Source organism: Mucilaginibacter sp., assembly GCF_025362475.1.
Taxonomy (GTDB): Bacteria; Bacteroidota; Bacteroidia; order Sphingobacteriales; family Sphingobacteriaceae; genus Mucilaginibacter.
On record NZ_JANYGH010000002.1, the window covers coordinates 25,717 to 42,393 of the forward strand.

The 16,677-nt window shown below is 43.1% G+C and carries 12 protein-coding genes; 4 read left to right on the forward strand and 8 right to left on the reverse strand.

Annotation, left to right across the window (positions count from 1 at the left end; genetic code table 11):
* Positions 1-3: 3 nt before the first annotated feature.
* Together Q0R88_RS01030 and Q0R88_RS01035 are read left to right on the forward strand one after the other, a co-directional pair.
* Entirely contained in the window at positions 4-1,224 is a 1,221-nt protein-coding gene (locus Q0R88_RS01030; RefSeq protein WP_295711327.1) for a glycosyl hydrolase family 8, read from the forward strand.
* Between the two features lie 90 nt (positions 1,225-1,314).
* Entirely contained in the window at positions 1,315-1,539 is a 225-nt protein-coding gene (locus Q0R88_RS01035) for a hypothetical protein (protein WP_295711329.1), read from the forward strand.
* A gap of 196 nt (positions 1,540-1,735) precedes the next feature.
* Here Q0R88_RS01035 and Q0R88_RS01040 read toward each other — a convergent pair whose 3' ends face one another.
* Positions 1,736-1,975, reverse strand: coding sequence for a hypothetical protein (locus Q0R88_RS01040; protein WP_295711331.1), 240 nt, complete (start codon positions 1,973-1,975; stop codon positions 1,736-1,738).
* A gap of 263 nt (positions 1,976-2,238) precedes the next feature.
* Here Q0R88_RS01040 and Q0R88_RS01045 point away from each other — a divergent pair, with 263 nt between their 5' ends.
* Positions 2,239-2,826, forward strand: coding sequence for a thioredoxin family protein (locus Q0R88_RS01045; protein WP_295711333.1), 588 nt, complete (start codon positions 2,239-2,241; stop codon positions 2,824-2,826).
* Between the two features lie 120 nt (positions 2,827-2,946).
* Complete coding sequence (locus Q0R88_RS01050) at positions 2,947-5,253, forward strand: PAS domain S-box protein (RefSeq protein ID WP_295711335.1); 2,307 nt, start codon at positions 2,947-2,949, stop codon at positions 5,251-5,253.
* A 55-nt stretch (positions 5,254-5,308) separates the two neighbouring features.
* On the opposite strand, the gene Q0R88_RS01055 is transcribed toward Q0R88_RS01050, so the two are convergent.
* The 7 genes from Q0R88_RS01055 to Q0R88_RS01085 form a co-directional block, all read right to left on the reverse strand.
* Positions 5,309-6,514 (reverse strand): hypothetical protein, encoded by a 1,206-nt coding sequence (locus tag Q0R88_RS01055; protein ID WP_295711337.1) that lies wholly within the window; start codon positions 6,512-6,514, stop codon positions 5,309-5,311.
* A 34-nt stretch (positions 6,515-6,548) separates the two neighbouring features.
* Positions 6,549-8,366, reverse strand: coding sequence for a S8 family peptidase (locus tag Q0R88_RS01060; protein ID WP_295711339.1), 1,818 nt, complete (start codon positions 8,364-8,366; stop codon positions 6,549-6,551).
* Positions 8,367-8,688: 322 nt separating this feature from the next.
* On the reverse strand, positions 8,689-10,389 hold the full coding sequence (locus Q0R88_RS01065; RefSeq protein WP_295711341.1) for a sodium/solute symporter: 1,701 nt from the start codon (positions 10,387-10,389) through the stop codon (positions 8,689-8,691).
* A gap of 953 nt (positions 10,390-11,342) precedes the next feature.
* Complete coding sequence (gene araA / locus Q0R88_RS01070) at positions 11,343-12,833, reverse strand: L-arabinose isomerase (RefSeq protein WP_295711342.1); 1,491 nt, start codon at positions 12,831-12,833, stop codon at positions 11,343-11,345.
* Positions 12,834-12,891: 58 nt separating this feature from the next.
* The gene (locus Q0R88_RS01075) at positions 12,892-14,262 is read right to left on the reverse strand and encodes a glycoside hydrolase family 27 protein (RefSeq protein WP_295711344.1); all 1,371 of its coding nucleotides are present in this window, start codon (positions 14,260-14,262) and stop codon (positions 12,892-12,894) included.
* Positions 14,263-14,961, reverse strand: coding sequence for an L-ribulose-5-phosphate 4-epimerase (locus Q0R88_RS01080; RefSeq protein WP_295711346.1), 699 nt, complete (start codon positions 14,959-14,961; stop codon positions 14,263-14,265).
* Positions 14,958-16,676 carry a ribulokinase gene (locus Q0R88_RS01085; RefSeq protein ID WP_295711347.1) on the reverse strand — a complete coding sequence of 573 codons (1,719 nt, stop codon included), beginning with the start codon at positions 16,674-16,676 and terminating at the stop codon, positions 14,958-14,960. Before Q0R88_RS01085 ends, Q0R88_RS01080 begins: the two co-directional genes overlap by 4 nt.
* Position 16,677: the final 1 nt, after the last annotated feature.

Sequence of the window (16,677 nt, forward strand, 5' to 3'; positions counted from 1 at the left end):
GCTATGCCAAAAAAAAGGTTTATATGGTGCATTGCACTGCTGGTTAGCTCAGGCTTATATGCACAACCTGCGTTGAAACCTTTTCCGCAGCATACCATTTATACAGCGGGCAGCATTATCCCAAACCATGTAAATCGCGAAAACCTGGATAACAGTGTGCGCGCCTTTTACCGGGAATGGAAAAGGCGTTATGTGAAAACGGTGGCTGGCAAAAATCAAAGTTATATTTGGTTTGAAAGGCCGGGCAACAAGCAATGCGTATCAGAGGGGCAAGGGTATGGCATGATCATCGTGCCACTCATGGCCGGTGCCGATCCATCTGCCAAAGCGGTTTATGATGCATTGTTTCGCTATTACCGCGCGCACCCGGCAAAAAGGGGGCAGTATCTTATGAGTTGGGCGCAAAATGCCAAAGGCAATAACCTTGATCATTCTTCGGCGGCAGATGGTGATATAGATATCGCGTATTCCTTATTACTGGCAGATAAACAATGGGGCAGCAAGGGCACTATTAACTATTTGAAAGAAGCCAGGGTATTGATAGGCGATATCATGCGCTACGAAATTAATCAGCAAACTTTTACGGTACTCCTCAGTAACGAGGTTGAAGCAGATAGTAAGGATTATTTTGATACCCGTCCGTCGGATTTTATGCCCTCGCATTTTAAAGCCTTTAAAGCCGCTACGGGAGATAGCCGTTGGGATAAAGTAACCAACAACACCTATCGTTTATTTGCCTTGATGCAACAACAATACAGCCCGGATGCGGGTTTGCTGCCCGATTTTATCCAGCAGGTGAACCATCATCCGCACCCGGCCAAAGCCATGTACCTGGAAACGAAATACGATGGCTATTATAATTACAATGCCTGCCGGGTTCCATGGCGCATAACTGCCGACTATTTATTATATGGCGACGCGCGTGCCAAAGCCATAAGTACTAAAATTAATCATTGGGTACGGTTGACCACCAAGGACAATCCCGATAATATTTCTGCCGGATACACATTGGCGGGAAATGATCTGCCTGCCCGCTACTTTGAAGCACTCAGTTTTATTGCACCATTTGCTGTAGCTGCCACAGCCGAAGCCAAAAACCAGCAATGGCTCAACCACACCTGGGATTACCTGGTGCATTTTAAAATAAAAGACTACGATTATTACGACAACAGCATAAAAATGCTCAACATGATTATTTTGAGCGGGAATTATTGGAAGGGGTGAAAAGAAATTTCTGTTTTTTCTTTTTTCGACGCTATGCCTTCCGTTGTCAGTTATATGATTGTTTTGGAAATAATTACTAAATTGGGGTATATGAACATACAGGCAGAAAAACTAAATGTATTACAGCAAATTATTAACTCCGATGATATAGGTTTAATTAAAGATATTAAATCTTTGATCAGCAACAGGGAATTGGATTGGTTTGATAATTTAAGCAAACATCAGCAAGCTGATGTTAAAGAGGGATTAACGCAATTAGACAAGGGGCAATCTTTCAGCCATGAAGATGCTAAAAAGAGATTCGATTTTAAATGATAATCATCTGGTCTGATAAAGCCGGAGAGACTTTTCAAAAAAATATTGATTAAGCCTAAGAGCAAGGTTATTGAGCTGGTTACTTTTATAGATAACAGGCAAAAGCCTTAGGAAAAACAGGCGCTTGCTTTAAAGGCTAATAAAAATATCAATCACTGGCTAAAACACAGCCAGTGATTAAGCTCAACACTTTGCACTAAAAAGACAGTGTCTTCCGTCTACAAATGATTTTATCAATGGTGTTGCCTATAGCCGTTAAAATATGTTCGTCCAGGAAATCTTCATTTCGCTGCATCCATTCATTTCCTAACTTAAAAAGCATTGCTGCCCTGCCGTCTTTAAATTTTATATTCCATACATGCCATGTTTTAAAGTATGCACTTGTAATGCTGATGATGTGTGCAGATCCGTCTGCCAATTTTATTTTGTAATCCATTGTTAGATGTATATGGTAATTCTGATGTATTATAAATACGTTACGGTAATTCCATTATTGTAAACTTTAAAGAATTTAACATAATTTAAGCAATCGGGTTGTGGCAGGTTTTTTAGTATAAAAAATGGTTGCGATAATGCTGAAGCCAGCATTATACGCTCTCAATAATTTCAAAAAGAACATATATAGCTGATAGTGTTGCTTATCCGTTTTAGGGATTCTTATCTTTATAAATATGGAAGTCGATAAATAAAAAATAAGGAATGGAAAAGTTGGATTATAAAGCTTATTGGCAGCAGGGAATAGGATATGATCAATACAAAAAGCAAATGGCGGATGACCATGCTTCAAATGAAGATATCCAGATAAAAGATTACATCACCCTCAATCAGCGAAGAATGTACCGGGTTGAAAAAACTTACGCGGTATCAACCCATTTAGCCGATCAGATTAAAAACCTGAGCCACAAAATTTATTGGTTAATTTTAACAGAGCATTGGTGTGGGGATGCAGCTCAAATACTCCCGGTTTTGAATGCCATGGTTAATTTAAGTGAAGGAAAAATTGAAATGAGGTTAGTTTATCGGGATCAAAACACCGAATTAATGGATGCCTGGCTTACTAACGGAACACGATCAATTCCAAAAGTGATACAATTTAATGAAGATTTTAATTTAACCGGCGCCTGGGGACCGCGCCCGGCTGTTGCACAGCAATTGGTACTCAAACTAAGGGCCGACCCGGCTACCATTGCTATTTATTCAACCGATTTGCATTTGTGGTACGCCAAAGACAAACAAAAATCCACTGAAGCAGAAATTGCCGAATTTATAGGCATGGCAGTAAACTAATAGTTACACAGGATGGAAGTTATATTTAAGGTGCTGTAGTTAATAATAGCTTAAAAAGCATTTTGATGTAACTAATAGTATTTTAATCCGTTTAATTTAATTGTCAATTAAAGCCAAGCTATGCAAAACGGTCCCTTCCGGATAGCCATTATTTATATTATTATCAGCATTCTCTGGATCACTTTTAGCGACCGCCTGCTCTTTTTTTTCGCCCATCAATTTACCCAGGACCAATTTTTATTGATCAGCAGTGCCAAAGGGTATTTTTTTGTAATAGCTAATGGATGGTTTTTATACTACCTCATCAGGAAAGATGATTTAAAATTAAAGCAAAACGAAAACCAGTACCGCAATATGTATGAAGCCAATCCGGTACCGATGTGGATCTATGATGAAGAATTAAAAATAATTTCGGTTAATGATGCGGCTATAAAAACTTATGGCTACAATAGAAATGAGTTTTTAACAAAAAGTATTCTGGATATCAGGCCACCGGAAGATACCGATAGCGTAACAGAGTTGGTAAAGCAATTGTCTGATGATTTAAATTTAAATGGTACCTGGCGCCATATCAAAAAAGATGGCTCCCTTATTTATGTAAATATAACATCGCAAAAGATCATCTTTAATAACCGGCCAAACGTAATGGTTATGATTAAAGACATGACCGAGCGGATATTATTTGAACAAACACTTGAAAAAATAAACCGGGACCTGAAGAACGAGAAAAGAAAATTAAGGGAAACGCAATTGATCTCGAAAGTGGGCGGATGGATGCTTTTTCCTGAAACTAAAAAATTGATATGGTCTGATGAGTTGTTCACGCTTACGGGCATTAGCAAGGATGACCCGCGTGATGCGTTTGATATTTACCTGGAACATATTTTTCCAGAAGACCGCCAAATGATGATTCAGGCGCTTGATGAACTTATTGGCAAGGGAAAGGCTATGGATATTACGCACCGCATCCTGGCCGTAAACGGCGAAACCCGTTATATAAGGCAGTTGGCTTTTTTGGATGATGAGGATTCTGGTGTTTTAAAAGTGGTAGGCTCCATGCAGGATATTACCGAACTGAAACAATTAGAAATAGAAAGAAATAAATACCAGTACAGTCTTGAAAATACTTTGAATAGCATCAGCGATGCTTTTTTTGCTCTGGACCATAACATGAATATTACCCGCATCAACCAGGTTTTCAGAGATTTGATTGATGAAGAAATTGTAACCATAGTTGGTGAAAGTATTTTTACGCTGTTTCCGAAAGAAAAGAATCGCTTATACCCGTATTACAAGAAAGCACTGGAGGAACGGGTTGTTGTAAAGCAGGAAGAATATTCGGTTATATTGAACAAATGGATACGTTTGGCGGCCTACCCAACAGAGGATGACGGGGTGGCGGTTTATTTTTCAGATATAACGGAGGATAGATTAAAGGATACCAAGCTTAAAGACGCCATAGAAAGGTATGAATTGGTTGCACAGGCCACTAAGGATGTGATATATGATCTTAATATCATAAGTGACCACATTGTGTATAACACCAGCTTAACCCAACTTATCGAGGTTCCTTATAACCAGATAGAATATGACCTGGAATGGTGGCGCGGACTAATTCACCCGGATGATGTTGCCGAGGTTAAAAAAAGCCAGCAGAAAATAAGTAGCGAAGGCAAAACAAACTGGGAATGCGAATACCGGGTAAATTGTGGTAACGGCCACTATAAATACATTATGGATCAGGGGTATTTTATTTATAATGACCATAAAGAGCCAGTAAGGTTAATAGGAGTAGTTAAGGATATTGATGATCTTAAACGATCGACCCAGGAAAATAAGCGCCTGGCCGATATTATTACCAGGGTTAACAATATGATTATTGTAACCGATGCTGAAAATAGAGTTCAATGGATCAATAAAGCATTTGAAGATATTGCCGGCTTTAACCTGGTTGAGATGGGCGGGCGCGAGCCATTTGAGCTTTTAAGGGAGCCCGGTATGGATGAAGGCGAGATAAGCAACATGTATGCCAAGCAAAAAATGCGCGAAGCTTTCTCTGTCGACCTCGTGATCTATACCAAATTTAAGATCCCTTTATGGGTTTCGATAGAGTTAACGCCCATGTTTGATGATCACGGCATCTATTTGGGATACATAGCGGTTTACCAAAACATCACCCTGAGAAAAGAAAAGGAACAGGAAATACAACGGCAGAATGAGTTTTTAAAGGAAGTAGCCTGGATGAGTTCGCACGAGATAAGGCGGCCGGTAGCCAACATGCTGGGGCTTATCAACCTGGCCGATGCAGCCAAAAACGAAAAAGAGAAAGAAGAAATTTTTGCATTACTCAGGATATGCGTTAGCGAAATGGATGGCATAGTTTATCAGATACACCATAAAATTGGTGATGTTGTGGATCTGTCATAAATTATTTAACTAAGCGTTTATTACCTCGTTTTAAATTGAGTTTAGCTGTTTAAAATTAAAAATTGACCTTGTCTTCTAAATTGATAATAAACGATAAGTCGGCATCGTTCCTGAATGCTACCTGCAAAGCATTGCCATTGCTGCTTAGTTTTTCTATAAAATCATCCATCTTTTTTTTAAGGCCCAGCTCACCATCATGGTTGGTTAAATGCAGGGTTCCCTTTTTCACGGCCTGGTCCATCATATCTAATGTCTCCTGATCGGGGTTGTTAAATTTACCACTGGCCGATACCACATAATGATCTGCAGTTACATGCATTAAAAATTCCGGGGTCATATCTGCTTTACTCCCATGATGCGGCATTTTAAGTATATCAACGTGTATTTTTCCGTCTTTATCAAGCAGCCCCTTTAGTTTTAAGCCTGCATATATATCATCGCTCCTGCCGTCGCCGGTAAGCAGCATTTTTTTATCGCCAAACTTAACCAGGCAAACTATGCTGGATAAATTAAACGGCGATTTATCATTATTAATAAGACTCGAAACGATGATCTTCTTACTTTCTTCCTTGCTTTTTGCTTTGGCTGCTTTTTTTAAATCTTTATCCCACTGTGTTTGTAGTTCCTGTAATCGTTGCGCGGTAGGATGTACCACAATAATTTCCAAATCGCCGATGTGTAAATTTTTAGTCTTGATATCGCCGCGAACAAGTTTTGTATTACCCGGCTTAAGATTTTGAAAGGGAGCGTTAACGGATAGATTTAATTTGGCAACGTTATCGCGGATATGCCTTCCCTGGCCTGTAGAGGCTATTACGGCAACAATATGTTCGGGGGCATTATCAAACTGAGGAATTTGCAGGGAGCTTATATCTGCCGCATGTGCAGAAGTTTTTAAATCTTTAATGATGGGTATTTGCTGGTTCCCGATAATATCATCAAAACTGTTAAACCAAAAGTTATCAATAATGAAATCCTGTTGTTCCTTCTCCGATAATTTATCTGTCATGGAATCTGTAAGGTCAATAATACCCTGTATATGATCTTCATCAGCATGGCTGATCATGACCATAGCAAGGGGCAATGGTTCGTCGCCGGCAAGTTTCGCTTTAATTGCCATAAGGCGGGGCTTTAGTGTTTTTGAGTAAACACCCGGCGGGCCACCATCAATCAATATAGATTTTGGATCATTAGGGTCGCCAAAATGAAGCAACAGGCAATCACCATATTTAGCTTCAAGAACTTCTAAACTGAAAAGCATATGAAATGAGATTTAGTGAATGATAAACTGTTTTTTAAATCGATTGAATGGCCCGCAACACATCAAGCATGCCGCAACCCTGAAAGTACTTTTCCCGGCCCAGATCGGTAGCTGTTTTGCACAGGGCCTGTTTAACTTTGCCCGGCTTGCCAATAAGCTCACGATGCCTGGCTAATATTAACGCAGCTGCGCCCGAAACATGGGGGGCAGCCATAGATGTACCATCCATGCGTTCCATACTGTTGTCTATACTGGTTGAAACAATTTTTTCTCCCGGGGCAACAAGATCAGGTTTTAACCTTCCGTCGCCGGTGGGGCCTTTGCTCGAAAAGTAGGATACACCGTAGTCATGTGGCCTGTTACGGTGAGTTGCCCCAACTGTAATAACCAACTCGGCGTTTCCGGGGTCGGTTATATTTACCATCCGGAACCCTGCACTTGTGCTGCTATCGGTGCTTGTAAACAATGCCTGCCCAAGGTTGCCTGCGGCGGCAACAATAACGGTACCTTCGTTAACCAGCTTTTCGCAGCAGATACAAACCGGGGTTTGCCCACAGGCATAGCTGGCCACCTCATGCACCATCGAAAAGCTCATGTTAACACCATGTATAGCCGGTTCATCTTTCTGATTGTTCATCCAGCGGATGAATTGGATGCCTGCCAGGATATTAAACTCTTCTCCCGACCCGGAATCATCCATTACCCGGAGATCATAAAGATCTATCCCCGGGCACATGCCTATAACGTTTTGCATGGTAACTTCATCTTTTATACCTGCGCCTATAATACCGGCTACATGGGTGCCATGCGGGTGCACAGGCGGATAGTATTCCTGGATATTATGCGGAATCCGCAACAGCGGAGCAATAACCGACCAATCCAGGAGCCTGCCGTTTCTAAGATCATTATCTATTTCCTTAACAAAGTCCATTAACTCGCTATCTGAAAGCCCCGCATCATCGCTATCGCCGGATGATTTGATGGCCGAGGGGATATGTCTTGGTTTGTCAAAGGCATATTGCTTATGAATACTTGCAAGTACTTTTCTGAACCTTGTAAAATCATAAGATGCAACTATCCGGGTATGATTAGAGAATTTATCCGTTTTATCGCCTAATGCATCATCAAAAGGTTTTTTTGTAGTTGTATCTGTTTTCCTGAAGGCTGGGTGGCGGGCATCAATGCCAGAATCAAGCACGGCCCAGGCAATACCCGAACCATCAATTTCAAATAAGCGCCTGCCGGCATCAGCTTTGGTTGCCGGTACCGATCTTTCAATGGTTAGTGTTGCGCGCCGGTTGCGGTTTATAGCCCACAGGGTAACCGGCGCTTTTATTTTAAAGGGCTTAAATTCATCAAAGTAAGTATGAAAAGCGTGTTCAAATTCTTCTAATATTTCAGCCGGATTATCGCTTTGAGTTTGATTGGTATTTGCCGATAACACAATTGCCCCGATAAGCCGGATAAGCCAATAATAATCTTCGGTAGGCTCCTTATTTTTAAACAGGTAGGTTTGCCACCACTGCGTCATGGGTAAAGCAACCAAAATCAGTTCTTCAAAAGTAAGGCAGGCTACTACAGATTCGCCACTGGTGGCCAGTTGCCAGCCGCTTGTTTCTTCCGGCTTTTCCTGCCGCAGCAGGTTATGGGACAATGCAGTAAATAATTGCGATGCCGAAGAGTTTTTATGAGGTGACAGAATAAGATCTACCCGGTCTTGTTTAAGATCTCCGCGTTGTTCAAAATAGGCAAGCCAAACATCAGGGAAAATTGGCGAATCCTGCGTAAAGCGCAAAGTTTGCTGAAATCTTTTAAAAATAAGGCTCTCTATTAATCCAGGGTTGATGATCATACAAGAAAGAATTTAGGTTTAACTTGCTTGTTAATTTGCGGCTTAAAATCGAAGCCATCTAAATGGTAGATAATTGTACCAATTTAGAGTATTATAAGATATCAAACAAGGTATAAATAATTTATTTGTTCGCAATTTATTGGTTATCAGTAGTGTTTGTGCTATGGAGAAAGGGGCAGCCCGTTTAATAGCGAGGTCAAATTAAACCGGGATACGCCTGCGTACCGGCGGCGAATCCCCGGAAACAAAAAATCCCCCGGCAACCACGCCGGGAGATCAAATCAATATATAAACCAGAAGATCCTTATTGTGTTATGATATATTACCAGAACTTAACATAAAGCGCGGTAAGTAATAACAGCGTTACTATAATTAATGCCAGGGTTGATTTCTCTACCTTGAACATGCTACTTGGTATATCGAACGCTTTAGGGTTTTCCTTAGGCCCTGCAAAGCTAACAGCCACCATCACTATAATAGTGAACAGGAATGATAGGCCCATACAGATCAGGAACGGAATCTCGTAACCGCCCTTGCCATTAGGGAATGCGGTGTACAAAAAGGTTTCGTGTCCAAACAAGGCCGGGGCATAGTTATTAAACAATACCGACATGGCGAAGCCTGTGAGGATACCCGCGATAGCCGCTGCACCGGTGGTGCGTTTCCAAAAGAAACCTAATATGAATATGGCAAATATCCCGGGGCTAATAAAGCCGGTGTATTTTTGGATGAAAGTGAAGCCACCTTCGCCGCCAATGCCCAAAAGATCTTTCCAGGTTAATATAATGGAGAAGATAAGAGCCGCAAGAATAGCTATTTTACCTACAATAACCATTTTCTTTTCGCTGGCATCCTTGCTGATATGCTTTTTGTAAATATCCAGGGTGAAAATGGTACTGATACTGTTAGCCTTACCAGCAAGTGAAGCCACAATAGCAGCAGTAAGCGCCGCAACCGAAAGCCCTTTTAAGCCCGTAGGTAAAAAGCCAAGTACGGCCGAATAAGCGTTATCTGAATTAAAATGCCCGCCCGATGCCATTTCATGCTGCAGGCCACCATTTTTGTACAATACATAAGCCGCAATACCCGGTAAAACTACAATGACAGGCATAGCCAGTTTCATTAAACCGGCAAACAGGATACCCGTACGGGCGGTTTTCAAATCGGCACCCAGGGCGCGTTGGGTAATGTATTGGTTACATCCCCAGTAGTTAAGGTTCACTATCCACTGGCCTGCAAAATACATCGCTATACCCGGCAGTGCCAGGTATTTATTGATCTCGGCTTGCGATGCGCCAGCTTTTGGCTTGGCCATCATCATTTTAAAGTGATCGGGGGCGTCTTTAACCATAGCGTTTAAACCCGCCATGGCATCTTTACCTAAACCAAAATGCTCGCTCACTAATGTAAGGGCAATATAGGTGGTAGCCAAACCGCCAACAACTAAAACAAGCACTTGTATAACATCGGTAAAACCGATAACCTTCATGCCACCCAGCGTAATAAACAAGGCAAAAATAGCCAGCCCGATAATGATTTCGTGCAGGTATCCGCCACCGGCCAGGCTGTTTATAGCCAATGCACCCAGGTAAAGTATAGATGTTAAATTAACAAACACATATAAAAACAACCAAAATATGGCCATCACAAAGCTCACTGTTTCGTTATAACGGGTATGCAGAAACTGTGGCATCGTGAAGATCTTATTCTTCAGATACACAGGTACAAACCATACTGCCACTATAATAAGGGCTATAGCGGCTACCCACTCATACGCTGCAACAGCCAAACCAACAGCAAATCCCTGGCCGCTGGTACCTATAAACTGCTCGGCCGAAATATTTGAAGCAATAAGTGAGGCCCCGATAGCCCACCAGGTAAGCGAACCTTCGGCAAGGAAAAAATCATGACTGGCCGAGATACTGGCTTTTTTTTTGCGGCTGTACACCCAGTAACCATAGCTGGATACCACAACAAAATAGATCACGAAAATGGCGTAATCAATGGTTTCAAATTTATTCATAAATTGGGTTTAATTAGTTTGTTTAATTAGCTCTTTTTTATTTTATTGTTTAAAACAGGCTCCCGGAATCCCATCGTAGGTTGCCTGTTTGGTGATATTTAATTTAAAAACGCAATGAGCCGTGGGACTAACCCATATTACCAGGTTTTAAAGCTTCATAAGTCTTTTGTAGCTTTATTTTATGATCCTGTTGCGGTTTTGTTGCGTTTTGTAAAATATGACAATTGGTATTTATTTGATTATTAAATAGATAGAAAAAAGTGTTGTTTCGCTTGTTGCGCAACACAACACTTTTTTCGTTTTCTTATCCTTGCTCCTTAATCTCTCCATCCTTGTTCCAATAAGGGCGTTTCCCTACGGGCCGGGCTATCCGTTCATACGCCTGCAGGCATTACACGCAGGCCGGTATCCACTGCTATCCCTAACGCGGATCAATCGTAACATATGTCATTGCGATTGCAGTAATCGGGAACTATCCCCGTCAAACATGCAGGTTGTTTACCCCTGTACAGTTCGCGATTGCTTCGTGCCTCGCAATGACATGTTGGATTTTGAGGCGTGCGGGCCTGTCAGTCTGAGCCTGTCGAAGACTCGCGCGCGCAGAGGCCTTTGCCCACATGCTTCGACAGGCTCAGCAGGACAGCCCTTTTTTAAATATCCTTTCTCCTTCAGAGCCCCGCCGGATTTTATTCTCGCAATGACATGTTTGCAACAAAAACCTTTTGTCATCCTGAACGGAGTGAAGGATCTATTCTTCTCCATGCTTCTTCGCCCTGTACAGTCTGCAAATAGATCCTTCGTTCCTCAGGATGACAAACCGTTTTAAAATGTCATTTGCCTTTCAATATTCTTCGGGTTTTATTCCTCGCAATGTCATACTTGCTTTAGCATTTAACCTACTACCATGCAAATCAAAAGTCTCCCCCTTCAGGGGGAGATTTAGAGGGGGCTTCCTACCTATATGCCACCTCATTCCACAATATCTCATTTCTGAATTGTGGGATAGTGGTATCCTTGCCAATCCTCAAAAATTCAATGCCGGCCATATCAGCAAAATCCTGCATATGCGCGGCGGTAAGGTTTTGGCTGTAGGCTGTATGGTGTGCACCGCCACCGTAGATCCAGGCTGCGCAGCCGGTTTTCATATCGGGCAGTGGTTTCCATAGCACACGGGCCACAGGCAGGTTTGGTAAATCTTCAACCGGTTCAACGGCTTCCACTTCGTTTATCAACAGGCGGAAACGGTTACCCATATCCACGATAGACGCGTTAAGTGCGGCACCGCCAGCCACATTGAATACCAAACGTGCAGGATCGGCTTTGCCGCCAATACCTAATGCATGAACCTCTAATGAAGCTTTGCCGTTAGCTAAAGAAGCATCCACTTCTAACATGTGTGAGCCTAAAACCAGTGCATTATCCGGATCGAAGTGGTAGGTGTAATCTTCCATGAAAGCGTTACCACCAGCCAAACCGGCTCCCATTACTTTAAAGGCACGTACCAGGGCAGCTGTTTTCCAGTCACCTTCACCGGCAAAGCCAAAACCATCGGCCATTAAACGTTGCGCCGCAATACCCGGTAGCTGTAACATGCCATGCAGATCTTCAAAAGTATCCGAGAAGCCTTTAAAGCCTCCATCAACCAAAAACTTACGTAAACCAATCTCAATCTTAGCAGCCTCGTAAACCGATGAATACCTGGCGCCTCCTTTTTTAAGATCATCTGCCATGGTATAAGTTGCCTCATACTCATCTGTTAAAGCAGTAATTGCTTCTTCGCTTACCGCGTTGATCACGGCAACCACGTCGCCAATGCCATAGGTATTTACCGAGAAACCGAACTTTAACTCAGCCTCTACTTTATCACCATCGGTAACAGCAACAAAACGCATATTATCACCAAAGCGAACAAATTTGGCACCTTGCCAATCGTGCCAGCCGGCTGCGGCGCGGGTCCAGGTTTCTATCTCGGCCAAAGCCTCGGTATCCTGCCAGTGGCCAACAACTACTTTGCGGTTAATGCGCATACGTGATACCATAAAGCCAAACTCACGGTCGCCATGGGCGCTTTGGTTCAGGTTCATGAAATCCATATCAATGCTGCTCCATGGAATATCGCGGTTAAATTGGGTATGCAGGTGCAGCATTGGCTTTTTCAGGATGCTTAGCCCACGGATCCACATTTTGGCCGGACTAAAGGTGTGCATCCAGGTGATGATACCGATACAGTTTTCCGCTACGTTGGCAGCCTGCAGGGTTTCATAAATTTCTTCCGGTGATTTTACAACGGGTTTGTAAACCACACGTACAGGGATATTTCCGGCTGCATCTATCCCGGCTGCAATTTCCTGGGAATGTTCGGCAACCTTCTTTAAAGTTTCTTCTCCGTATAAGTTTTGGCTTCCTGTAATAAACCAAACTTCAAATTTTTTAAGATCGATCATTGTATAATTAGTGATTTATTGAATTAGCGAATGGGTGATTTATATAATGGTTAATGTTTTAATTGCTTGCCGGCGATAGCCTTAACAAGGTAGCACCGTGCAGATTAATGTTTTGCTGGTAGCCTTTTTTAAATTGGCCAATATCTTGTTTCTTCCACAGGTCGCGCACCTTTATTTTGCCTTTGAGGCCAATGGCTGCAAAATCAATGGCTATGCTTTTGTTGGTATCGCCAATGTTGAAAAGTGCGGCATAAATATCCTTACTGCCCGGTATTTGTGAGTACCAAACCATGGCGCCATCTTTTTTATACAATTGGCGCGGGTTTGTTCCTTTCTGATTGGCAGCAAGTACCTCATCATTGGTAAATAATTTCAGTTCAAATTCCCGGTTCTCGGGCAGGTTGCCGCCTATCATCAGGGGCGACCGGTAAATGCTCCAGAAAGTCATGTGGGTATATTCCTCATCCTCGGTAAAGCGGCTAAAGCGCTCCTGGCCAACGGGGCCGCGTTTGCTCAGCTTGCCTATCTGTATCATATCGCAATCAGGCCAGTGACCGGGGCCACCTACGCCTTCCCAGCTTTTGGCATAGTCAAACATGTGGAGGATCTCTTTCCAGTTATCCCAAAAATCATCGGCCATGCGCCACATATTAGCGTATTTAGTGGCATGCGCGGCCTGTGCAACAGGAGTTTCACCTGGCGAAAGGCTTAATACTATTTGTCTGCCGCAATTTTGAATCGCTTTTTGGTATCCTTCAATTTCGGCGTTACTGTAAGGGCGCGAAAGGTCATCTACCTTAATAAAATCTACCCCCCATGAAGCGTAAAGCTCCAATAGCGAGTTTAGGTATTCCTGCGCACCAGGCTTTTTCATGTCCAGTCCGTACATGTGGTTCATCCAGGGGCATTTGGAATTAGTATCGGCAACCATATCGGCGGTTATGTTATTAGTGCCTTTAATGGGTGATTTTGCCCAATAAGCCTGCCTCGGGATGCCACGCATTACATGAATGCCGAATTTTAAACCTTTACCATGTACATAATCAGCTAAAGGCTTAAAACCATTACCTCCAAAAGCCGAGGGGAACTTGGTAGGCTGTGGTGTTAACCTGCCCCATTTATCCATGGTAAGCCAAGGCAAATAGGAACCATCCTGAAGTCGTAACTGAAAGGGATTGCCAATGTTACTTCCCGGCGGGTTGTCGTACGACCATAAAAAATCAACCACGATGTACTCCCAGCCATGCGGTTTCAGGTATTGGGCCATGTAATCGGTGTTGGCTTTCACCTCGTCTTCATGTACAGCCGAGCCGAAACAGTTATAGCTGTTCCAACCCATGGGTGGGGTAGCGGCTACGGTTTGTGCCGATGCTTTTGCACCCAGCAAACCCGCTGCCAGGATAATGATATATTGCAGTGATGTTTTCATTTATTGGCCGTAATAAGAATTTGGTCCGTGTTTGCGTTCGAAATGCTTTTTGATAAGCGAATCTTTTAGGCGAGGGGCCTGGTTATTAATTTGCTCGGTTAAATAGGCCATTTGTGCCACAGCTTCTAACACGGCGCTATTGTAAACCGCTTTGTGCGCGGTTTTGCCCCAGGTAAAAGGAGCGTGATTACCAACTAAAACCATTTCTACCTCGTTGTAATCCAATCCCTCAGCCGTAAAATGATCCATGATCTGGAAACCGGTTTGGTATTCGTAATCGCCTTCAATCATTTCATCGCTCATAGGCGGGGCACAAGGGATATCGGCCGTCAGGTGATCTGCGTGTGTAGTACCGAAGATAGGGATGCAGCGTTGTGATTGCGCCCAGGCAGTGCCATAGGTTGAATGGGTATGCACAATACCCCCAATGTTTGGCCAGTGTTTATATAATACGGCGTGGGTCTGTGTATCTGATGATGGGCGTAGGTCGCCTTCAATAATAACCCCATCAAAGTTAACAATCACCATTTTTTCGGGTGATAAATCTTCATAAGGCACCCCGCTTGGTTTTATAGCGAAAACTTCCAAAGCCCTGTCGGCAGCGCTTACGTTACCAAAAGTGAACAGCACCAGGCCGAGTTTGGGCAGCTGCATATTAGCGTCATAAGCAGCTTGTTTTATATGTTGATACTTGCTCATGCTAAAACTGAATTATCTGCTAAGCTTTGGGTTGATTTATCTGCAATTTGCTGTGCAATAAAACTGCCTAAGGTTTTATATTTATTATAACGTGCCAGGTAAGCAGCTTCCAGATCTTTATTAGGATAATACTCCACATCAAATCCACGACCCATGGCTTGCATGGCATCTTCAACGGTTGGGTAAATACCTGCAACAACGGCTGCAAACATGGCTGCACCCAAAGCGCAGGTGTGTTTAAACTGGTGAATGCGGATAGGCATGCCCAATACATCGGCCATCATCTGCATCACAAAAGGTGATTTTTTGGCAACGCCACCAATACCGATAATACCTTTAACCGGGATACCTTCGCTAATGAAGCGCTCAACAATGCTTTTAGCGCCAAAACAGGTAGCCTCGGCCAGTGAACGGAAAACGCGTGGCGCATCGCTGCCCAAACCTAAACCGGTTATTGCGCCTTTCAGTTCCTGGTTGGCATCCGGTGTGCGGCGGCCGTTAAACCAATCTATTGATAGCTCGTTGTCAAAATCTAAAGGTAAAAGGGCTGCCTGCCTGCTTAATTCAGGTATGATCAGTTCGGCCATTTCGGCTTTTAGTGCTTCGGCCGTAGCTGCATCTATTACTGTTGATTGTGATAACAAGTTATTTAAAGGCCATAAAAGCACATTTTTAAACCAGGCATACGTATCGCCAAAGGCAGATTGACCGGCTTCTAAACCTGTCATACCCGGAATAACGGAGCCATTTACCTGCCCGCAAATACCGCGTACCAGTTTGCCATCAATCTCTGCAGACGGAGCAACCAAAATGTCACAGGTTGATGTACCCATTACCTTACTTAAGTGGTAAGGTTCAATTTGGCCACCAACCGCGCCCATATGTGCATCAAAAGCACCGGTACCTACAATTACATCTGTAGATAAACCCAATCTTTCGGCCCATTCAGCGCTTAAAGTTCCGGCGGCTTCATCGGCGGTATAGGTTTCTGTAAATAGTTTAGCGGTAATGCCTTTCAATAAAGGATCAAGTGAAGAAAAGAATTCATCGGGCGGCAGGCCACCAAACTCTTCGGCCCACAAAGCCTTGTGCCCGGCAGAACACCGACCGCGTTTAATCTCTTTAACATCAGTGCCACCGGTTAGCAGGAAGGGAATCCAATCGCAATGCTCAACCCATGAGTGCAGTGATGTACGTACCAGTTCATCAACCCTTATAATGTGTAAAAGCTTAGCCCAAAACCACTCGGATGAGTAGATGCCGCCTACATATTTTAAATAATTGATATCAAATTTGGTGGCATGTTCATTAATCTGGGCCGCTTCTAATACCGAAGTATGATCTTTCCATAAAATGAACATGGCATTGGGGTTTTGTTCAAAACCGGGGGTTAATGCCAACGGTGTACCCGTTTTATCAACCGCGATAGGGGTTGATCCGGTGGTATCTATGGATAAGCCTTTTACGGCTTTGGCGGCATCAGCACCACCAGCCTTTTGCAGGCAATCTTTAATAGTAGTTTCTAATCCTTCTATATAATCAAGGGGGTGCTGCCTGAACTGATTCTCCGGGGCATTGCAAAATAATCCTTGCTGCCAACGGGGATAATTGAATACGGATGAGGCTATTTCTTCGCCGTTTTGCGCATTGATTAATACGGAACGAACAGAGTCGGACCCATAGTCCACTCCAATCACAAATTGGTCTTTACTCATA